General features: G+C 32.2%; 16 protein-coding genes. 6 read left to right on the plus strand and 10 right to left on the minus strand.

Features of this window, described 5'->3' with window-relative positions:
* The first annotated feature begins 139 nt into the window (after nucleotides 1–139).
* The gene (locus B3I31_RS10815; protein WP_286494701.1) at nucleotides 140–631 is read left to right on the plus strand and encodes a hypothetical protein; all 492 of its coding nucleotides are present in this window, start codon (nucleotides 140–142) and stop codon (nucleotides 629–631) included.
* A gap of 112 nt (nucleotides 632–743) precedes the next feature.
* On the opposite strand, the gene B3I31_RS10820 is transcribed toward B3I31_RS10815, so the two are convergent.
* From B3I31_RS10820 to ileS, 4 genes are all read right to left on the minus strand, one after another.
* Nucleotides 744–980 (minus strand): hypothetical protein, encoded by a 237-nt coding sequence (locus B3I31_RS10820; RefSeq protein ID WP_219033648.1) that lies wholly within the window; start codon nucleotides 978–980, stop codon nucleotides 744–746.
* 69 nt (nucleotides 981–1049) lie between these two features.
* A complete protein-coding gene (locus B3I31_RS10825; RefSeq protein ID WP_038331916.1) occupies nucleotides 1050–1694 on the minus strand; it encodes a lipoprotein signal peptidase in 645 nt (214 codons plus the stop codon).
* A gap of 9 nt (nucleotides 1695–1703) precedes the next feature.
* Nucleotides 1704–2090: a TraR/DksA family transcriptional regulator gene (locus B3I31_RS10830; RefSeq protein ID WP_038331914.1), complete on the minus strand. Its 387-nt coding sequence runs from the start codon at nucleotides 2088–2090 to the stop codon at nucleotides 1704–1706.
* A 4-nt stretch (nucleotides 2091–2094) separates the two neighbouring features.
* On the minus strand, nucleotides 2095–5502 hold the full coding sequence (gene ileS / locus B3I31_RS10835; protein WP_291088041.1) for an isoleucine--tRNA ligase: 3408 nt from the start codon (nucleotides 5500–5502) through the stop codon (nucleotides 2095–2097).
* 213 nt (nucleotides 5503–5715) lie between these two features.
* Here ileS and B3I31_RS10840 point away from each other — a divergent pair, with 213 nt between their 5' ends.
* The 3 genes from B3I31_RS10840 to B3I31_RS10850 are packed head-to-tail and all read left to right on the plus strand — an operon-like array spanning nucleotide 5716 to nucleotide 9161.
* Entirely contained in the window at nucleotides 5716–7335 is a 1620-nt protein-coding gene (locus B3I31_RS10840; RefSeq protein WP_291047100.1) for a DUF4836 family protein, read from the plus strand.
* Nucleotides 7325–7966 carry an ATP-binding cassette domain-containing protein gene (locus B3I31_RS10845; RefSeq protein WP_125348666.1) on the plus strand — a complete coding sequence of 214 codons (642 nt, stop codon included), beginning with the start codon at nucleotides 7325–7327 and terminating at the stop codon, nucleotides 7964–7966. The genes B3I31_RS10840 and B3I31_RS10845 overlap by 11 nt, the downstream gene beginning before the upstream one ends.
* Complete coding sequence (locus B3I31_RS10850; protein WP_291060522.1) at nucleotides 7950–9161, plus strand: ABC transporter permease; 1212 nt, start codon at nucleotides 7950–7952, stop codon at nucleotides 9159–9161. The genes B3I31_RS10845 and B3I31_RS10850 overlap by 17 nt, the downstream gene beginning before the upstream one ends.
* 76 nt (nucleotides 9162–9237) lie before the next feature.
* On the opposite strand, the gene B3I31_RS10855 is transcribed toward B3I31_RS10850, so the two are convergent.
* The 3 genes from B3I31_RS10855 to B3I31_RS10865 form a co-directional block, all read right to left on the minus strand.
* Entirely contained in the window at nucleotides 9238–9900 is a 663-nt protein-coding gene (locus tag B3I31_RS10855) for a porin family protein (RefSeq protein ID WP_286494706.1), read from the minus strand.
* Between the two features lie 201 nt (nucleotides 9901–10101).
* Nucleotides 10102–10623 carry a hypothetical protein gene (locus B3I31_RS10860; protein WP_125348662.1) on the minus strand — a complete coding sequence of 174 codons (522 nt, stop codon included), beginning with the start codon at nucleotides 10621–10623 and terminating at the stop codon, nucleotides 10102–10104.
* Nucleotides 10624–10813: 190 nt separating this feature from the next.
* Entirely contained in the window at nucleotides 10814–14398 is a 3585-nt protein-coding gene (locus B3I31_RS10865) for a DUF2723 domain-containing protein (RefSeq protein ID WP_286494707.1), read from the minus strand.
* Between the two features lie 251 nt (nucleotides 14399–14649).
* Between B3I31_RS10865 and guaB the strand changes: the two genes are divergently transcribed.
* Nucleotides 14650–16110: an IMP dehydrogenase gene (guaB, locus tag B3I31_RS10870; protein WP_286474114.1), complete on the plus strand. Its 1461-nt coding sequence runs from the start codon at nucleotides 14650–14652 to the stop codon at nucleotides 16108–16110.
* 43 nt (nucleotides 16111–16153) lie between these two features.
* Here guaB and B3I31_RS10875 read toward each other — a convergent pair whose 3' ends face one another.
* The 3 genes from B3I31_RS10875 to B3I31_RS10885 form a co-directional block, all read right to left on the minus strand.
* On the minus strand, nucleotides 16154–17545 hold the full coding sequence (locus B3I31_RS10875; RefSeq protein ID WP_286494708.1) for a T9SS type B sorting domain-containing protein: 1392 nt from the start codon (nucleotides 17543–17545) through the stop codon (nucleotides 16154–16156).
* Between the two features lie 95 nt (nucleotides 17546–17640).
* Nucleotides 17641–19239, minus strand: a complete 1599-nt coding sequence (locus B3I31_RS10880; RefSeq protein ID WP_286494709.1) for a SusD/RagB family nutrient-binding outer membrane lipoprotein — start codon at nucleotides 19237–19239, stop codon at nucleotides 17641–17643.
* Between the two features lie 15 nt (nucleotides 19240–19254).
* The gene (locus B3I31_RS10885; RefSeq protein ID WP_286494710.1) at nucleotides 19255–22437 is read right to left on the minus strand and encodes a SusC/RagA family TonB-linked outer membrane protein; all 3183 of its coding nucleotides are present in this window, start codon (nucleotides 22435–22437) and stop codon (nucleotides 19255–19257) included.
* Between the two features lie 102 nt (nucleotides 22438–22539).
* On the opposite strand from B3I31_RS10885, the gene B3I31_RS10890 reads away from it, so the two are divergent.
* Nucleotides 22540–23136 carry a ribonuclease HII gene (locus tag B3I31_RS10890; protein WP_286494711.1) on the plus strand — a complete coding sequence of 199 codons (597 nt, stop codon included), beginning with the start codon at nucleotides 22540–22542 and terminating at the stop codon, nucleotides 23134–23136.
* Nucleotides 23137–23205: the final 69 nt, after the last annotated feature.

The following is a 23205-nucleotide window of genomic DNA, read 5'->3' on the forward strand; positions in this document are numbered from 1 at the left end:
TCGAATCCAGTAGGGACCACAACAGAACTTCTTTCAAGAAATTGAAAGGAGTTTTTTATTTATTATTTTTTGTAATTTTATATAAATCAATTCTTATGAAAATTACAAAACTAGTATTACCATTATTTCTTTTACTTTCATGTTTCACTTTCTCCCAACAAAAAAGAAAACAACTTTACCTCCACCTAAAATAAAGAAAGTTCCACCTTTACCAGCTCCTCCAAAAGCTAAATTATACGAGCCAACTTTTGACAACGAATACTTTATTTGGAAACTAGAAAAAGACACGTTATTACCTGCTGAATCCCCTTATGAAATAGTTTTACAAGTCAATGATTACTCAGCTTTTATGAGAATAAATAGTTACCCAGAAGAAACTGAATATAAATCAAAAGTAGTATCCATTAAAAATGGTGATATTATCTCTAGAACAATATTAATGCAGGCTAATAATTATGACGTTGAAATAAAAAATAATATTCTAGAACTGAAAAATCGGAAAACGAATGAAGTTGTAAAGTTTAAAATTATAAAAAAGAGTGGAAAAATTATACAGTTACAAGATCTTAACTCTAAATTAATCTTTACAAAAGATGATAAATACGAATATTACGCTCCGCCTTCTTTGTAACTATAAAAAACTCCGATAACAAACTTCCTTCATTTAACTTGTTCTGAATTGATTAATAGTTGATTTTTCATTTCTTCATTAATATTAAAGATTGTTTTGTAGACCAAAAGGATTATATTACGATTAAATCATTCGTATTATTTTGCTTTATTGCTACGAATATTTCTAAAATATCATTTTGAATATCAATAGAACCTTTATTAACGATTGAAATTATATCGTCTAAAGAAATACTTTTATTTATAAAACTCTCGTCATAAGAACAGCTTTTGACATGATAGATTGCAACATATTTAGATAAATCATTCATGTCACAACTTTCAGTCAAAAGATTAAACCAACTATTCATCAAAATCAATTCTTGTACAAATAAATATAATAAAAAATCCCTCAGCGCTTGAACTGAGGGATTATCTTTTTAAAATCTTAATCTTACACCATTTTCGGTTGTAAATGCTTTTTTACGGAAAAGAAACAAAGTAAGTCCTCCAATAAAAATAGCCGAATCTGCGATATTAAATACAGGCTGAAAGAACTTATAATGTTGTCCGCCTATAATTGGAATCCAAGAAGGCCAATCGAACTCCACAATTGGGAAATAAAGCATATCTACGACACAGCCTGTAAACCAACCAGAATAACCAGCAAAGTTTGCTTGTGCGACACCTTGATATCCTACCCAATCCTGAAACATTTCATTGTAAGTAGTTCCTTTATCGAAAATAACGCCATAAAAAATTCCATCAAGTACATTCCCTATTGCACCTGCCAAAACAAGCGCAATCGGAATGATAAAGAAGTTATTATTTAGTTTTTTCGACCATGCATTAATATAGTAGATAATCATTCCGATTAAAGCAATTCGTAAAAGTGATAAAACTATTTTTCCTGTTTCTCCTCCGAAATGCATTCCATATGCCATTCCAGGATTTTCTACAAATGCTATTTTAAACCAACCCAAAACATCTACGTCTTCACCTAAAAAAAAGTGTGTTTTTACGTAAAATTTTGAAATTTGATCAATGATTAAAACCAAAATGGTAATGAGTACTACTTTTTTCAAAATACTTGATTAACGTTGCATATTTTTAGCTTCGATGCTTAATGTTGCATGCGGAACTAATTTCAAACGATCTTTGTTAATTAATTTTCCTGTTACACGGCAAATACCGTATGTTTTGTTCGAAATACGTAACAATGCATTTTTCAAATCACGGATAAATTTATCTTGGCGTGCTGCTAATTGTGCATTTTGTTCTTTCGACATGGTTTCAGAACCTTCCTCAAACGCCTTGAACGTTGGAGACGTATCGTCAGTACCATTGTTACTATCGTTCGTGTAAGCTTCTTTCAATAATTCGTAATCTTTTATCGCTTGATCTAATTTGTCTTGAATTATTGCTCTAAACTCTTCCAACTCTGCATCAGAGTACCTTACTTTTTCATCTGTTGTTGCCATACGCTTACAGTTTTGTAATCGCAATTTGCGTCATCAATCCATTAATTTCAACCTCTGCCCCATTTGCAACTAGGTCTTGTAAAACAAGATCTTCGGCTAATGTCTCAGAACAAATGTAATCTTTGTTTTGCTCGACTGCATTTACGATTGATTCATCATTTTTTAAGTTAAGTATAATTTTGTCGGTTACTTCTAGTCCGGTTTCTTTACGTAGATTCTGAATTCTATTTACCAATTCACGTGCAACACCTTCATTAATTAACTCTTCTGTCAATTGTAAATCAAGTGCTACTGTCAATGTAGAATTAGAAGCTACAGTCCATCCTGGGATGTCTTTTGTAGCGATTTCAAAATCTTCTAAATCTAAAGTTAATGTTTTGTTGTCAATTAACAAATCTATTTTACCTGATTGCTCTAATTTAACAATTTCTTCATTCGTCAATTCTGCTGTAGCAGCCGAAATAGCTTTCATTTCTTTACCATATTTTGGACCTAAAGTCTTGAAATTAGGTTTAATAGATTTTACTAAAAGATTTGATGCTTCTTCGTTTGTTAAAAGTTGAATTTCTTTAACGTTAACTTCTTGTTTCAATAATTCTGATACAGCTTCCAAATTAGCTTTCATCGTATCATTCAATACAGGAATCATTACTTTTTGTAATGGCTGACGTACTTTGTTATCACTCAATTTACGAAGTGATAAAATCATACTTGTAGCCGTTTGTGCTAAATGTGTTTGTTCTTCTAATTCTGCTTTAATTAAAGATTCCTCTACAAGTGGAAAATCTGCTAAATGCACAGATTCTGCAGGATTTTTACCTGTAGCTGCATTCAAATCTTTGTACAAACGATCCATGAAGAATGGTGCAATTGGAGAACCTAAAATTGAAACCGTTTCTAAAACTTTGTACAATGTTTGGTAAGCTGCAATTTTATCTTTCGAATAATCACCTCTCCAGAAACGTCTTCTTGATAAACGTACGTGCCAGTTTGATAAATTATCTATCACAAATTCTTGAATAGCACGAGCCGCTTTTGTTGGTTCATAATCTGTTAAAAAGGCATCAACTTTTTTCGTTAATGTATTCAATTCAGAAATAATCCATTGATCTAATTCAGCTCTTTCATTTACAGGAATTTCTTCTTCTTCAAATGTAAATCCGTCCACATTCGCGTATAATGCGAAGAATGAATAGGTATTATATAATGTTCCGAAGAATTTACGACGAACTTCGTCCACTCCAGCAATATCAAATTTTAAGTTTTCCCAAGGTTGCGCATTCGCAATCATGTACCAACGTGTTGCATCAGGACCATAAGTTGCCAATGTATCGAATGGATCGACAGCATTCCCCAAACGTTTTGACATTTTTTGACCATTTTTGTCTAATACCAATCCGTTTGACATTACATTTTTATATGCTTTCGAATCAAAAACTAATGTTCCGATTGCGTGTAATGTATAGAACCAACCACGTGTTTGATCGACACCTTCTGCAATAAAATCAGCTGGATACATTGTTCCATTATCAATCAATTCTTTATTTTCGAATGGATAGTGAACTTGCGCATAAGGCATTGCTCCAGAATCAAACCAAACGTCAATCAAATCCGCTTCGCGTTTCATTGGTTTTCCTGATTCAGAAACTAATGTAATTTCATCTACTACATTTTTGTGTAAGTCGATTAAATCATAGTTTTCTTCTGTCATATTTCCAACTTCGAAATTTTGGAAAGGATTAGAAGTCATTACGCCTGTCGCAATTGATTTTTCAATTTCAGCAACTAATTCTTCTACGGAACCAATTACTGTAACTTCATCCCCTTCTTCAGTTCTCCATATTGGCAATGGAATTCCCCAATAACGAGAACGAGATAAATTCCAATCATTGGCATTTTCTAACCAGTTTCCGAAACGTCCTTCTCCAGTCGCTTTAGGCTTCCAATTGATTTCTTTATTCAATTCAACCATACGATCTTTCACATCCGTTACCTTGATAAACCAAGAATCTAATGGATAATATAAAATAGGTTTGTCTGTTCTCCAACAATGTGGGTAACTGTGTTTATATTTCTCTACTTTGAAGGCTTTGTTTTGCTCTTTTAATAAAATCGCGATTTCTACATCAACCGATTTTTCAGGAGCAGTTCCATCATCGTAATATTCATTTTTTACATATTTACCTCCATAACCTTCTGGTAAATCAGCCACAAAACGACCTTGTAAATCTACTAAAGGAACAGCATTTCCATGCGTATCTAATACCAACATTGGTGGAACACCAGCTTCTTTTGCAACACGCGCATCATCCGCACCAAAAGTAGGCGCAGTATGTACGATACCTGTACCATCTTCTGTTGTTACGAAATCTCCAGGAATTACTTGGAAAGCATTCTCTGCATTTTCGTAAGGCAACGCCCAAGGTAATAGTTGCTCATAACGAGTTCCAACAAAATCAGCACCTTTGTATTCTCCTACAATTCTATAAGGAATTGTCTTATTTCCTGCCGCATAAACTTTAAAATCTTCTTCTGTTTCTGCTAAGAAATATGGTTTACCGAATTGTTTAGCAACCAATGGTTTTCCTAAAATTACGCGAATTGGCTCGAATGTATATTGATTGAATGTTTCAACTACAACATAATCGATATCTGGACCAACTGTTAACGCTGTATTTGATGGCAACGTCCAAGGTGTTGTTGTCCAAGCTAAGAAATACACATCTCCATCAAAATCATTGAATAAATCTGTAGAATCTTTGTTTACTTTAAATTGAGCAACAATCGTTGTATCTGTAACATCTTGATAAGTTCCTGGTTGATTTAACTCGTGTGAAGATAAACCTGTACCAGCTTTAGGAGAATATGGTTGAATTGTATAACCTTTGTACAACAAATCTTTGTTATAAATTTGCTTCAACAACCACCAAACAGACTCCATATATTTTGGTTTATACGTGATATATGGATCTTCCATATCCACCCAATAACCCATTTTTTCAGTCAAATCATTCCACAAATCTGTGTAACGCATTACTGTACGTTTACACGCTTCGTTATATTCTTCAATTGAAATTTTAGTTCCAATATCTTCTTTGGTAATTCCTAATTCTTTCTCAGTTCCCAATTCTACTGGTAAACCATGCGTATCCCAACCCGCTTTACGAAAAACTTGTTTTCCTTTCAAGGTTTGGTAACGACAAAATATATCTTTGATAGAACGTGCTAAAACGTGGTGAATCCCTGGCTTTCCGTTTGCAGAAGGAGGACCTTCATAGAACACAAAAGATGGATTTCCATCACGCGTAGAAATACTTTTTTCGAAAACATTATTTTGTTTCCATTCTTCTAACGTTTCTTTTGAGACTTGTACCAAGTCTAAGTGCTTACATTCTCTAAACTTTTTTGCCATCGAATTCTTTCTTATTTCTTCTAAATCAAGGAGTGCGAATATAAGAAATTTTTACATATTTTTATTGTTATAGAAACGAAAATCATATTAATAATTGCTTAAATTTATACCAATATTATAGATTTAACAATTCTTGAATAAAAATCAGATGATTTCAGATTTAATTCAGGATTAAACAAATAATTAACAACAATTTTTAAAGATATTTTTTCGATGAAAAAAGGCTTCAAATATTACTCAATTCTATTTCTAATTTTGCTTTTTGCAAGTTGTTCCAAAAACGAAGATTATACGGTTTTGATTCCTACAGATGTAGATTTTGTTGCGTTGATAAATCCAAAATCAATTGCAGAAAAAGGTAATTTTCAGAAATTAGAACAATATAAAATTTATCAATTAGCCGAAGGCGAACTTAAAAATCAAGATCCAACTTTTGATCAATTATTAAATGATATCAAAAACAATCCGACTTCAGCAGGCATAGATATTATCAGCCCTATTTACATTTTTGGACAAAAAATTAATGAAAAAAATATGGTTGCGTTGATTACAAATATGCGTGACAAAGATCAATTTGAAAAACATTTATCAACCATTTACAAAGGTTTATACAAAAAAGATATTTCGTTTGAAAAGAAAGATGGTTTTACAACAATTTCTGGATTCAATAAACCGTTTATGGCTTGGAACAAATCTCAATTTTTATTGATTGTTTCTGAATTTGGTGTTGGAGAAAAAGCGATTCAAGATTATTTCGCGAAAATTATCAACGACAAACATTCACTTGCGAAAGAAAATAACAGCTTTGGAGATTTTGTTAAAAACTCGCAGGATATCAACATTTGGTACACTGGAAATTTCTTGAAAAACTTCTCGAAACATGAAAGTTCTGAAAAGAAAAACCTTGATTTCACAAAAAGTTCTTGGGTCAATTTTATTTCATTTACTTCGGACGGAATTAGTTTTACACAGAAATTTCATCCAGATGCGATTACAAAAGTTAAATTACAAAAACATCCGATGTGGAAATCAAAAATCAATACTGATTTTTTCAAGTATTTTCCTGCGCAAAGTTACATGAACATTGGACTTGGAATTTATCCTGCCAACACGCGTTATGTGTTCGAAAATCAGAATTTCTTGACTACTTTTTTAGAACAATATGAAATTGATTTGAACAAATTAGAACAAAGTTTTGAAGGCGAAGCTTTGTTTAGTGTATATGATTTTGAGATCGGAAAAGCATTTAATCCAAATGACTTTTTTGGGAAGAAAGAAGCTTTTATCAAGCAAGTTGTTTATCCTCAATTTGTTTTGGGAGGAAAAATGAAAAACGATCTTTTCTTCAACGAATTTATTAAATCTCATCAAGAAAATATTCAGAAAATTGGACCTTATTACATGTTACCAATTTCGACAAATATGAAGATTTATATGACATACAAAAACAATTTGATGTACATCACAAATAATCAATCGATTATGAATCAATATTTGAACAAAATGGTAAGTTCTTCAAATTTTGTCACAACAGGATACGCTACAAACGCTTCAAATCCAATGTTTGGTTACGTGAATCTAAATTTTGATCAATATCCAAAAGAAGTTCAAAAATATATTTATCAACAAATTCCGTTCGGAAACACGAAAGAAATGCAAACGGTTTTATCTTATTTTGATCACATCGATTACCGCGTTTCGAATGAATACACAAAAACAGGAAAAATACATATGAAAAAGACGGATAAAAATAGTTTGGAAGTGATTTTCTTACTTTTGGACCAAGCTTATTCACTATTTTTCAATCAAGCTGCACAACAAAATGGAAATTAAAATCAGTCAACTTGTTCCGCATCCTTTGAAAGAATTTGGGTTCGAACAATCTGAAATTTGGAAAAATACATACACTTTTTCAAGCGGAAATATTTATCAAATCGTTGCACATTCTGGTGTTGGAAAATCGACGTTGATTAATATTTTGTACGGTGATAGAAAAGATTATGACGGAGAAGTTTTGTTTGATGGACAAAATATTAAGAATTATTCTTTGAATGATTGGACAAAAATTAGACGCGAAAAAATTGCGTATGTTTTTCAAGGTTTGCATTTGTTTGAAGAATTAACTTTGATGGAAAATATCCAATTAAAAAATGTATTAACACAACATCAATCCGAAAATCAAATTATTGAATGGATTGAAAAAGTTGGTTTAAAAAGTCATTTACATCAAAAAGCGATTCATCTTTCTTATGGTCAACGTCAACGAATTGCTGTGATTCGCGCACTTTGTCAACCATTTGATTTTCTACTTTTGGACGAACCTTTTAGTCATTTAGATGAAATAAATCAACAACTTCTGATTGATTTAGTTACCAAAGAAGCTGCAAAAAATAACGCTGGAATCATCTTTACAAGCTTACACGAAATTCACGATAAACGCCTTGCAAATGTCATTCAACTCTAAAAATTTAATTGAAAAATTGGTTCGTAAAAACCTAAGTTTCTTGCGAATTACAACCTTTTGTTTTTTCTCTATTATCGGATTTTTCATCTTGATTTTGGCTGGAACAATTTATTTGGATTATGCCAAAAATTTTGGAGAAGATAGTTCAGTTTGGAAAGCAAATTATGTAGTTTTGAACAAAAAAATATCGTCTTTACAAACGTTAACTGGAGAAAAGCCAAGTTTTAGTGAAGATGAAATTAACGATTTGAAATCGCAAAATTTTGTTGCGAAAGTCGGAACATTCAAAAGCAGTCAGTTTCCTGTAAAATTGCAAGTTGGTGGTGTTGCTGGAATTCGTGGTTTTTCGACTGATTTATTTTTCGAATCTGTTCCAGAAGATTTTATTGATGTCAAAGAATCGGATTGGAAATGGCAAGAAGGACAAGATTTTATTCCGATTATTATTCCGAAAAGTTATTTGAATTTGTACAATTTTGGTTTTGCAACAAGTCAAGGTTTACCACAAGTTTCGGAAGGATTATTTACTAAAATTCCTTTTCAATTGATTTTAGGAAAAGGAGAAAATCAGAAAGTATATCAAGCAAGAATTGTCGATTTTACGACTAAAATTAATACGATTTTAGTTCCTGAAAACTTTTTGGAATGGGCAAATCAAACTTATGCGCCTCAAAAAAATACAGAACCTTCGCGAATTGTTGTTGAAACGAAATCTCAAGGAGATGAAAATGCTTCGACTTATTTTGAGCAACAAAATTATGATATCAACAAAGATGAATTGAAAAATAATGAATTGACGTATTATCTAAAATTAGCTTTTTCGTTGGTTTTATTTATTGGTTTAATCATTGTTTTCGCAGCGATTTGGTTGATGATTATTAACTTTCAATTGATGATTGAAAAGAATAAACACAAAACGAAAGATTTATTTTTGATTGGATATAACATCAATCAATTGGCTCGTCCGTATCTGAAATTTTCGATTATATTTATGTTATTCAGTTATATTATTTCTATTCCGTTAGTTTATTTTGTTTTAGATATCATCAAAGAAAAAGTCGGGAAATTTATGGCAACAGAAAGTTCTCACGTTTGGGAAGTCATCGGTTTTGGATTAATTATCGTGATCATTTTATTCATGATTAATAGAATAATTTTGACACATTCCATCAAAAAAATTGCGTTGAAAGATTAATGCTAAATTTTATAAAAACATAAAAAGGATTCTGAGTTTTTCAGAATCCTTTTTATTTAAACTTAAATATTCTCGATTAAAATGAATATCCAACTCCTAAAGAAAATGAATGGTTTTTAACATCAGCACCAATTGCTGTACCATTGTTTGTATTTTCTGTAAGTCTTGTTAATCCCATATAATATCTAGCACCAACATTGATATTGTCTGTTACATTGTATCCTAAACCGAAGTTAACACCAAAGTCAAAGTTTTTTACGTCATCTTTTACATCAAACTTTTGTTCTGTTGTGTAAACGGTATTATTCGCATATGTACTTGTAGATTGTTTATTGCTCGCATACATGTTAAATCCAAATTGTGGACCAGCCTCAATATTGAAACGAGATGCAGCAGGATAGTATTTGAACATGATTGGAACTTGAATATAATCTAAAGTCGTTTTGTTTTTACTTTTTACAGTTGTATTTCCTACTTCCATTACTTCGTCTTTGTACTTCCCTCCTATTCTTGTAAAATTTACCTCTGGTTGAACAGCAAAACGATCAGTAAGTGGAAAATGTCCATAAAGACCTGCGCTAAAACCTACTTTATAATCATTATCATTTACATCTTTTCCGTTAAAAGAAGACATATTTACACTTGATTTAATACCAAATTGTGACGATGTTGTTTTTTCTTGTGCGCTCAAACTTACAACTCCTAACATTGCAGCAGCAATAAAAAAATTTTTTTTCATCTTTTAAATTTTATAGTTCTAATTATGATGTATGCATAATTTCAAGTCTTGTGCCAAATAATGTTAAAAAAGAGTACTACAAATATTAATTAACTCATATTAAATATATTAATCATTTAATTTTAACATTCATAAAAGCATATTAATAAAAAAAAGCTACATCTTTCGATATAGCTTTTATAAATTATACGTTATTTTCTATTAGAATTTATAAGCAAAACCAACAGATACTGCATTATATTTCCAATCTACAGTGTTATTATTTTCTGGACCAGCAGAAATTCCTTTATACCCTGCATATAAATCCCATGTTGAAGCAGAATAGCCAATTTTAGGCTGCCAAAATAAACCTCCTTCATAACCGTCAGTTGTAGCGAAAGCATAACCTAAATCAGCACCTACAAATAAATTATTTCCAAACTCGTATTTAGCTGTTGCTGCTAATGGAATAAATCCAACATCATCTTTTTCAGCTACAACTACATTATTAATTTTATACTCTTTTCCAATAAAATGATCATAACCTACTTTAGCACCTAATTTAAAGTTATTTGCAATAGGATGTAAATAAGCTAAATCTACTCCGATATTAAATGAAGATACATCTGCTGTCTCTCCTACTGGAATACCTACGTGAACTGTACCTTCTACTCCTGTTGTTTGCGCTGAAACTCCAACCATACCTGCTACTGCGAAAGCAGCTGTTAATAATACTTTTTTCATTTTTATAATGTTTTAAAATATTTACAATTTTGTTAAACTTATTTGCATAATTTCAATTTATGTGCCAAAGTTAAAAACCAAATAATGATAAAAAATACTAAAATTAACAATAACCTAATATTCAGAACTTTATTTCACAAAAAAAGCTCCAAAATAATTTTTGGAGCTTTTCTGTGTTTATTGATTTGACTTATTGTCCGACCATTTTGTATAAAATATTCTGTTGTTGTTTCGCATAATTGGTATCAATTTCTGCAGCTACACCAATCATTTCGTCTAAATAATTAAACTGATTCATGATTTTTGCTTGATCAGCTGCGTCAACTTTTCCATCTGCCACTACTTCTTTATATAAGGTTTCGAATTTCTTTAAAACAGGATTATAAGCAGATTCAAAAACTTTCAATGCTTTGTCTTTATCACCTCTTTCTCCTAATGCAGAAGCTTCGTTGTAGATTGACATCATCAAATCATTTTTAGCTGCTGCTAAATCTGAACCAATTGAATATCCTTTTCCTGAAGGTAACGACTCGAAAAAAGCAATTTTTGCATTAGCTTCTTTACGAACATGCGCAAACAATTCTTGTGCTTTTTTATCCTCTCCAGCTTTCAAATAAATTCCAGCAATTCTACTTACTCCATAACCAATATCGTATTTCGCTAAAGCAGGAATTTCTAACATTACTTTATCTAAAACTGCAATTGCTTCTTTTTTGCGTCCTGCATTCAATAAATCATCTGCTAAACGTACCGCAGTATTTCTATATGAAGATGTGTAGTTACGCTCTGTCAAACTAAATGAAGCATCAGGATTATTGTATCCAGACCATTTATACGAATTGAATGTTCTTAACAACATGTCATTATCAGAAGCTCCAATAATTCCTCCTTTACCAAAAGGCGTATAAATAGGAACTAATTTATAACTCATTCCAGCATTCAATAAATAATCATTCATGTAGAATGTGTTTTCAGGGTCAGAAATTCCTCCTCCACTAAAGTAAATAGGACGATCCCAATTGTATTTCGCCATCATTGACAACAACAACAAATTGTTTTTGAATAAACTTGACGCTTTGATATTAATTGTGATTGAATCAACCATTTTATCTGCATCTTTTGCACTTACAATTCCATATTTTAGCGCGTTTGCTTTATTTACAGGAACAACAATTTTAGAAACAGGTAAATAATTTGCTCCACCAATTGGATAACCAAAATAATCTGCTAAAGCTTGTTTCTCTGGTGATTTATTATCTAAAATAAAATCCATTGCTTCTTTAGCAGTCATACTATCTGTTGTGATATATTTTTGCAAAGGTTTTAAACTTTTATAAACTGACATCACTTGATTTGGATCAATTTCAGGATCAGATAAATATTGAGCAACTTGTTCAATTGGCATTTGACTTAACGTTTCTAATGTTTGATTAGATCCTGGTTTGATGAAACTATTCAATTGATCAAAAATATTTTTAATAGAACCTCCAACAACAAAAATTTGATCGTTAGTTCCAGATTGATAATCTTTCGGTTTCAAATCACTTGGAAGTGGAGCTGCATTGTACGTTCTACGTAACAATTGTTCTAAATTCCATGGAGAAGCAGCCAACGTTAAATTCGCAATTTTTACATCATCACGGAAATTTTCGGTTTCTTGTAATCCCCAAAGTGGATAAGTATCATTGTCTCCATAGACAAAAAGAATAGCGTTTTTATCGAGCGGATTCAGATAATTGTAAGCTAAAGAATAAGCTACAGAACGCTCTGAACGATCGTGATCATCCCAGTTTTGAGCTCCCATTAAAATTGGAATACCAGCTAAAATAACTGTCGTTCCAATTGCTAAAGATGGTTTCAATTCTTGCTTCATCAATTTCTGAAGTAATAAATAAACTCCTTGTACACCCAATCCTGCCCAAATCGCAAATGCATAAAAACAACTTACCAATGCATAATCACGTTCACGAGGCTCGAAAGGTTTTACAGATGTGTAAAAGATGATTCCGACACTTGTTAAAATAAACAATGACAACAATGACCACCAGTTAACAAAATTTCTGTTTAATTGTGTAAATAACCCGATTAAACCTAAGAATAATGGTAACATGAAATATACATTTGTTCCATCATTTCTATATTCATCTGGTAATTTTGATTGATCTCCTAAACGTGGATTATCAATAAATGGAATTCCTGAAATCCAATTACCTTTTGTAATCTCGAAATTACCTTCTAAATCGTTTTGGCGACCAGAGAAATTCCACATAAAGTAACGGATAAACATATAGTTGATTTGGTAATCAATAAAGTAATTAAATTGTTCACCAAATGTAGGTGGTTCGATATCTAAAATCTCACCATATTTCTTAAGTTCTGCAACTTTTAATTGTCTGTTTTGACGTTTCTCAACCAATTGCGCGTACATTTGTTGCGCTTCTTTATCACCCGCATATTGTGCATTCAAAGAGAATTTTGGAAAAGCATAAACTGCCGCATAATTCTCCATCACACCTGGGTCTGGACTGAACATTTTAGGGAAAAACTTCACATATTTATCTTCATATGTATAATCTAAACGATCCGAAACTTTCAAATATTTTCCTGTACGTTTATCCTTGATATATTCAGAACTACGAACTGTACTTTCTGGCGCTCCATTAGTATCACGCTTAATTCCGTCACTTGCAATATGAGCCGTAAAAACTGGTCCGTACATCACAGGCCAAGAACCATATTGTTCACGATTAAAATAATCTAAAACACCCAAAGCTGTATCAGGATCATTCAAATTCATGTGAGGATTTGCGTTTGCACGAATCGGAATAACTAACCAACATGAGAAACCAATCAACATAAAAATCACACACCACGAAATTGTATTCAATAATGCTGAACCATATTTCTGAGTTAATTTAATCGCAAAATAGAAAACTGCAATTAAAATGATAGCGGCAATAATTGTTCCTGAATTAAAAGGCATTCCCAAATTATTTACTACATAAATCTCTGTTCTTCCAAAGAATGTCATCACAACTGGGAAAATTATTTTGAATACAAAAGCTAAAATAATCAATGTAATAACATTTGCGATTAAAAAACTTTTGATTGTAAATCTATATTTTCGAGCATAGTATACAAAACAAACTGCTGGAATTGCTAACATTGCCATTAAGTGAACACCAACCGATAAACCAATCACCAACGAAATAATTACCAACCATTTGTTTCCTCTAGGTGTATCAGCGACTTGATCCCATCTTGTAATCAGCCAAAATAATAACGCTGTGAAGAAAGATGCCATTGCATAAACTTCTCCTTCTACCGCAGAAAACCAGAATGTGTCGCTAAACATAAAAATTGCAGCTCCAACTAATCCACTTCCTAATGTTATAATTTTTTGAGAAGCATTTAGTTCAATCGCATCGACATTCATTGGATCTTGCGTTTTTCCAAACATTTTTCGAGCAAAATATGTAATTGTCCAAAACAAAAACATAATTGTTCCTGCACTATACAAGGCAGATGTACTGTTGATTAATATGGCGTATTTGCTTCCGTCACCAAAAGCTAAACCAGACCAAACTGCTCCCATTATTTGGAACAAAGCTGCTCCTGGTGCATGCGTAATTCCCAATTTTGCTGATGATACAATGTACTCACCACAATCCCACAAACTCAGGTAACGTTCCATCGATGCCAAATACAATATTGTCGCTATCAAGAACATCGCAACACCCAAGATGTTGTTCCACTTTTTGAAATTTATATCCATTTTGTTTTAATAAACTATCTTGCGAAAATAAGATAAAAAATTGATATAGCTTAGGATTGAAATGATTAAATTCTGATTACAATCTCATCTAAACAATATAGATTTATCGAATATTTTAAAATTAATTTTAAAGTTTCTAATCGATTCATTTACATATTAACAAAACATCAAATCCTTCAAAATAAAGATACATTTTCTCAAATAGTTTTGATTCTAAACTTTTTTCATCTAAATTTGCAATGCAAAAAGCAATGCCTTTAACAGACAAAATTCTACAAACGGGCTTCACTTTTGACGATGTGTTATTAGTGCCTGCCTACTCAGAGATATTACCGAACCAAGTATCTCTACAAACAAGATTCACAGACAATATCACCCTTAACATTCCGATAGTTTCTGCTGCGATGGATACTGTATCCGAAGCAAGATTAGCGATTGCATTAGCTCGTGAAGGAGGTTTATCTTTCGTTCACAAAAATATGTCGATCGAAGAACAAGCGAATGAAATTGATATGGTAAAACGTTCAGAAAACGGAATGATTTCTGATCCAATTACTTTATCTCGTCATCACAAGTTGCAAGATGCAGTAAACTTAATGGAGAAATACAAAATCTCTGGTTTACCAGTTGTTGAAGAAGATAGAACATTGGTTGGAATTATTACAAATCGTGATATTCGTTACCAAGAAAACTTCGACCAATTGGTAGAAGACGTGATGACAAAAGAAAATATCGTAACTTCTGATATTGATACTGACCTTAAGAAAGCAAAAGAAATTCTTTCTCGTTACCGCATCGAAAAATTACCAATCGTTGACGAAAACAATAAATTAATCGGATTAATTACGATAAAAGATATTGACAATTTAACTGAATTCCCTAATGCATGTAAAGATACAAAAGGTCGTTTACGTGTTGGTGCAGGAGTTGGAGTTGGTGCTGATACATTAGAACGCGTTCAAGCTTTAGTAAACAAAGGTGTTGATATCGTAGCGTTAGATTCAGCTCACGGACATTCTGCTGGAGTTATTAGTAAAGTTGCTGAAGTTAGAAATGCTTTCCCTGAATTAGATATCGTGGGTGGAAATATTGTAACTGCTGAAGCAGCAAAAGCTTTGATTGATGCTGGAGCAAATGCTTTAAAAGTTGGTGTTGGACCTGGTTCTATCTGTACAACTCGTGTTGTAGCTGGTGTTGGTGTACCTCAACTTTCTGCTATTCATGATGTACATTCTTATGCAAAAACAAGAAATGTTTCGATTATTGGAGATGGTGGAATCAAATTATCAGGTGATATTGTAAAAGCGGTTGCTGCTGGGGCAAACTTGGTGATGTTAGGAAGTTTATTTGCAGGAACAGATGAAGCGCCAGGAGAAGAAATTATTTTCCAAGGTCGTAAATTCAAAGCATATCAAGGAATGGGTTCTTTAGCTGCAATGAAACGCGGTTCTAAAGATCGTTATTTCCAAGCTGATGCGAAAAAATTAGTTCCAGAAGGAATTGAAGGTCGTGTTCCTCACAAAGGTTCTATTGCAGAAGTTGTTTACCAATTATGCGGTGGATTACGTGCTGGAATGGGTTACTGCGGAACTCCAACAATTCAAGATTTAATTGAAAACGGTAAATTCGTTAAAATTACAGGTGCTGGTTTACACGAATCTCACCCACATGATGTTGTCATTACAAAAGAGGCTCCTAATTATTCGAATTAAGAATTATCAATATATTAAACAAAATAGCAAGCCAATTGGCTTGCTATTTTGTTTTTAAAACGATATATCCTGTTTTAAGTGTCTCTTTATCATCTTTTATTATAAACCAATAAGTCCCTGTTGGCAATACAAAATTATTATGTTTACCGTTCCAAGGCAAAATATCATTTACGATTCCATTCGCAACTATTTTACCATATCTATCAAAAATCTGAATTTTAGCATTTTTATAAAAATCTTTATTTCTCAAACTCCAAGTGTCATTAATTCCATCACCATTTGGTGATAAAAAATTGAAGCCGTTTGCAATATCAAAAGGTATAGGTCCAAAAACACAACCTAATTTAGTTTTATACCAAATACTAATTAAATCTGCTGTTTGATTGAAAAATGTACCACTATTCTGAAAAGTAATGCCATCTAAAGAATAACTATCAATATTAGCATTTGGAAAAGGAATTATCGTAATACTATTAGAAGTTGCAGTTACTTTTTCTATACGCGATCTTTCTTTCTCTGGAATCACATTAATTTTGACACTTGATTTACAACCCAAATCATTATCAAAATAGACAATCCACTCTCCCAAGGCATCAACTTTCACTTCTTTTTTAGTTGATTTTAAATCTCCATTAAAATACCATTCGTAATTAGATTGATTATCTGGACCATTAACCACAAAAGGAGTTCCACAAAACTCAAATTCAGTTTTATCCATTTGAGTTGAGTAATCCTTCAGTTGTAAATTAATTACAGACTCTGATATACATCTTTTAGTGGTATCTTTAAAAGATATCCTTAAATAAACTTTATGCTCATCATTAGAATTTATACTATAATCTTTCCACTCTACTTCGGGAATCATATTTTGATTCAAAATCATATCATTATAGCTTCTATACAAGCTAAATACTAAAGTTCGTTCATCAGGCGGAACATTAATAAAAGCATTGATTAAGGAAACTTTACTTAAATCATATTTCTCTTTATTTGAATCGTCTAGGCAGCCATAAAGTATTTCTCCAGTAAGATTTGGAGGAGTTCTTGTCCTAAAATAGGTAACTTCAACCACAAACACTTGTTTAGGATTATGTAGTGTGTTTTCTATAAATTTTAAAAAAAATATTTTTTTATTCTTTTCCCCATCATCCACTATATAAGATCTATTTATTCTATCATAAATATAGCTTGTTGTAGCATTAGCATTTTTATAAACACTTCCATCATGAGTAAATTTCGTAGGATCTAAAGTAGAATTTTGCAAATAAAACTCCTCTTGTATTTCATCTAAATATGCAGGGTTTTCTAAAAATAAGTCATCATTGAAATTATAATCCAAACACTTATTTATTTCTACTTTATACACGATTGGTTGTGCAACGACAATACTCAGTAAACTAGATAGAAAAACAATATAATAAGTGATATGATTCATATTTTTTTTACTTATCATAAATCTACAAAAATATAATAACAAAAAAGCCACTTCTTTCGAAGTGGCTTAATAACTATTGAGGATATTTGATACTATTATTTAGCAAAAAATAATTTAGAATCAATTTCATCACCATTGCTTAATTTAGATGAAGCATCTTTATAATTCGCTCCATTTAACGATGGTTGTGTAATTGGATAACGTACACGTGCTGGCAAGTCTTTAGCAACAACATTACCTGACATTAATGGAGTAAATGTATAAGTAGCTCCATTATTATCTTTTGCTGTTTGACCTGGTAATAATAAAATTCCTCCATTTGGATAACCTGTTCTACGGTATTCATTCCAAGCTTCAGCTCCTTGCATGTATAATGCAATATATTTCTGCGTAATAACGTTTTCTTGATTTGCAGCTGGTAATGCATTTACATAAGCTGTAGCTTTAGTTGCATCAACACCCCATTTATCCATAGAGGCTTGTACACCTGCTTTATAATGAGTTGCATCCCATCCATTAATTTCTGATAAGATAAACTCTACTTCAGCATATTCCATTAATACTTCAGCAAAAGTAGGCGTCATTACATACTTAGAAGTAAATGAAAGTTTAGCTGTTTCATTATTTAGTGATAACATTGTATCTGGAAGACCATAAGGCATACCTTGATATTTTGTTAGATCATCAGTATCAGAATATGATGCTGGATATACTTGAGACTTTTTAAGACCAATAGGTGCTGCATAAACTTGTAAACGAGGATCCACTCCAAAGTTTTTTGTTGATTGACCTTTTAACAAGTTAATAAACTGTTTATTCGTCGCAAAATCTGTACGCATACTTCCTGTAAAGAAAGTTGCCCAAAATGGAGATCCTTCTGCAGCAGAACTACCAAAGTTTTGAGCTGCATTATCATCATTCGATGTAAATACTCCTTTTGCAATTGCATCTGTGATATGAGCGTTTGCTGAAGGCAATTTAGCTTTTACACGGTTAGCAATTCTTAAACGCAAAGAGTTTGCAAATTTTTTCCATTTAGCAACATCTCCTCCATAGATATTATCCCCACTAGAAAAACCAGACGCATTCACATCCAATTGCTCTGATGCCTCTTTTAATTCTTTTAACAAATCTTCATAAATAACTTGTTGAGAAACATATTTAGGTGCAGCGTAATCATCAATTTGTAAAGCTTGGAAATCTGCATTTTTATTCCCGTGAGACCAATATGGTACATCACCAAAACTTGACACTAATTGATCAAATGTATATGCTAACATTATTCTTGAGATAGCAATTTGATTATCTAAATCACCATACTGTCCCATTTGAGCTGCAGTCTCTGGATTTGTACATTTATCAATAATATCTTTAAAGTTAGATGCTGATCTATATAAAGCATTCCAACCTCCTGAAGTTTGAGTATCACGATATTGATACTTATCTTCTTCAGTATAGTTAATTTGTGCTGTATACTGCATCCAAGGCATTGACATACGTGCAGACCACCAACCATCTCTTGCTGTTGACATTAAATATCTTGTAGCTCCATTAAAAATAGTATATGTAGGTACAATTTCAGGGCTATTCGGATTTTCATTAAGCTCTGCTAATCCATTATCACAAGAAGTGAACATTGCAGTAGAACCTAATAAAGTAGCCATTAATAAATATTTTCCGATATTCTTTTTCATAACTCTTTTTCTAAATTAAAATTGTAATTTAAGATTCATACCAAAAGATCTTGTTGAAGGTAAAGACCCTCCTTCTAATCCTTGTACATTTCCTGAACCTCCTGTAGCAACTTCTGGATCAAAATTCTTATTATCTAACCCCCATGTAGCTAGATTTCTTCCAAATGCAGATACAACTACATTAGAAAATGGTCCAGCCCATTTTTTAGGGAAAGTATATGATAAAGTAACCTCTCTTAATTTGATGTAATCAGAATCAAATACGTTTTGAGATGTTGGTCCTGAATAATAATTTCCAAAATATGAAGATGCATCAACAACTTTTGTATTTTCTGCTGTATTTGTTACTGTATAAGTTCCATCTCCATTTGATTTTACTGAACCAGTAACACCCTGAGAAATTACACCGTTTTCACGCACTCCATTTGCTGCTGTTTCTTCTAACATACCTGAGTACATACCCCACATATTTGTTAAAGCAAAGTATTTACCTCCTTTTTGCACATCTACTAACGCAGATAAAGAAACACCTTTGTAAGTAAATGTGTTACGGAATCCCATGTTATAGTCAGGTAAAACAGAACCTAAATTCTTAACGCCAGAAGATAAATACAATCCGTTAGCCCCAACTACTTTATTACCTTGATCATCATAAATAAAGTCAGTTCCACGGATTTGACCATATTTAGAACCTAACATTGCATAAACCCCAGCTTTAAATGGTGCTTGAGCTAATGTAATAGATTGTAAGTCTCCGTATAATTCTACAATTTTGTTATCATTTTTTGCAAAGTTCCATGCAAAATCCCAAGAAAATTCTTCAGTTTGGATTGGTGTAATCTTCACCATTGCTTCAATACCTTTATTTTCCATTACCCCAGCATTATACCATTTAGCAGTAAACCCAGTTTCAGCAGGAGTTGTATTTTGTACAATTAAGTCGTTTGTTTTTTGTTGATAATAAGTAACATCAAATCCGAAACGATTTTTAAAGAATTGCATTTCTAAACCAACCTCCCAAGAATCTACCATCTCAGGTTTCAAATTTTTATTTGCTTTAGCTAATGGTAATAAATAATAAGGATCTCCTAAATTTGTAGTTCCTGTAAACGTAGAATTAGCATATGTATCAATTAAATTGAAAGGATCTGTATCATTTGCTACACGAGACCAACCTCCACGAATTTTACCAAATGTTAACCAATCTTGTTTAATCAAGTTTGAGAAAACAAACGCTCCAGATACTGAAGGATAAAAATACGAGTTATTTGCTTCTGGTAAAGTAGATGACCAGTCATTACGAGCTGTTACATCTAAATAGAATACATCATAGAATCCAAAAGAAGCACCTGCAAATACAGAATTTACTCTTTTCTTAGATCTATAATTAGATACAGTTGGTGATGCCATTGAGTTAGACAACGAATATAAATTTGGAACAACTAATCCTCCTGAAGTAGCTGCATTTACATTAGATCTTGTCTCATGACGTCTATTAACCCCTGCGAAAGCATTCACACTAAAATCAGTCCATTTCTTTTCATAGTTTAAACGCCCTTCGTAGTTCATCTCTGTAAATTGACGAGTATATAAACTATATCCTGATGTCGCTTGAGATCCTACTGCAACTCTTTCTTGAATTTGTAAGTTATAATGATCTCCATAAACAGCTCCAGTTGCATACAACCCTGGTAAGATGTCATATCTTAATTTTACGTTTCCATAAAAACGATCACGTCTATCGTCAGAAGTATTCTCATTAATAATCCAATATGGGTTATCAGAATATAATGGTGTGGCATTATTCCAAGCAGTTCTGTTCCAAGATAATTGTTCTCCTTTACTGTTTTTATAATTTTTTAAAGCAGCAAAATCTAACGAACGTTGTCCCCATTGATAGAACTTCTGAATAACTGAATTATCTCCATATCCAAACTCAGGACGATTAAATCCATCTGTTCTCACATAATTCATATCTCCAGAAACCTGAAATTTATCTCCAAATTTGTTATCAATCCCTAAATTAAGAGTTGTTCTTTTTAATGATGAATTAGGAATAATACCTGATTGATTAATGTTAGATATTGCTAATTTTGCATTCGTATTTTCATAAGATTTTGAAAAACTAGCAGAATTAGTATAAGTAATACCTGTATTATAGAATGAATCTACGTCATGAGCTGGAGCTTTCCATTCCCTTGCAACCATATAGTTTGTTGGATCTTCAGGATTAAATGCATTCCAATGAAGAACCATTTGACCATTATATTTTGGCCCCCAAGATTCATCCATTTGATACTCTACAATATTATATTGTTTTCCATCTACTGTAATTTTACTAAACGTATCCTTAGATCCACCTCCATAAGATTTTTGAAGCTTAGGACTAATTGCTACTTGATCAAATGAAACCCCCGTGTTAATAGTTATTTCATCACGACCTTTTTTACCTTTTTTAGTCGTAATCATAATTACACCATTAGCACCACGAGACCCATATAAAGCAGATGCTGGACCACCTTTCAATACGTTGATTGATTCAACATCATCAGGGTTCATATCAAAAGCCCCATCTCCATAATCGCGACCTCCACTACCACTTGAAGCACCAGAACCATTAACGTTGTTGTTACTCATTGGTATACCATCGATAACTATCAATGGTCTATTTTCTCCAGTAATAGAACGTAACCCTCTAAGAACAATACGAGTAGACCCTCCTAAGTTACCAGAGTTGTTAGAGATTGACAAACCTGCAACATTTCCTGATAAGGAATTTAAAGGGTTGCTCCCTCTTGCAGCAGAAATCACATCTCCTTTAACTTCTTGCGAAGCATATCCTAATGATTTTTTTTCACGTGTAATACCTAATGCGGTTACTACAGCCCCTTCTAACTCTACTGTATCAGAAGCTTTAAGAGTTACTTTATATTCTGAACCAGCACCAACTGAAAAAGTTTGAGTTGGTAATCCCATTGCTTCTACTGTTACTAAATCTCCTTGTTTAGCTTCAATACTAAACACCCCATTTTCGTCAGTGTAAGCTTCTTTTCCTGATGTTGTTTTTACAACAGCATCAGCTACTGGAAGTCCATCAGAGTCTGTTACAGTTCCTGTAACAGTCTTTTCTTGCGCATATAATGAAGTTCCTAAAAGAATACCTCCTAATACAAACAAGTTTTTTAAATTTCTCCTCATCTGTTAAAACATTTTTAAAACTTTCATAAACTTAAGATTTCTATAACATTTACAAAACTTTTTTATGCTAAATTTTGATAACTTTGTTAAAAATATAAAAAATTGTACAAAGTTTTATCAAATCACGAATATGAAATAGGTTGCGATGAAGCAGGAAGAGGATGTTTAAGTGGTCCGGTTGTAGCAGCAGCCGTTATTTTGGGAAATGATTTTGAAAATGAAATTATTAATGATTCAAAACAATTATCTGAAAAGAAAAGAAATTCGTTGAGAACATTTATAGAAGAAAATGCTAAATATTGGGCAATTGGAATTGTTTGGCCAAATGAAATTGACGAAATAAATATCTTAAACGCTAGTTTTTTGGCTATGCATCGAGCAATAGATCAATTAGATTGTCCGAAAGATTTGATTGTTGTTGATGGAAATCGTTTTAATAAATATCATGATGTCTCACACGAGTGTATTATAAAAGGTGATTCAAAATATATGAATATTGCGGCAGCATCTATTTTAGCAAAAACGTATCGTGATGAATATATGGAAAAAATCCACGAAGAATTTCCAATGTACGATTGGAAAAAAAATAAAGGTTATCCAACAAAAGCTCATCGCTTAGCAATAAAAGAATATGGAGCTACTCCTTATCATAGAATGACATTTAAATTATTACCAGATCAATTAAGCTTAGATTTATAGAAAATAAAAATGAGAGCATTATATAATGCTCTCGTTTTATATATAATATTACCGGTAGTGCATTTGTAT

This window comes from Empedobacter sp. UBA3475, assembly GCF_002378465.1.
GTDB classification, from domain to species: Bacteria; Bacteroidota; Bacteroidia; order Flavobacteriales; family Weeksellaceae; genus Empedobacter; species Empedobacter falsenii_B.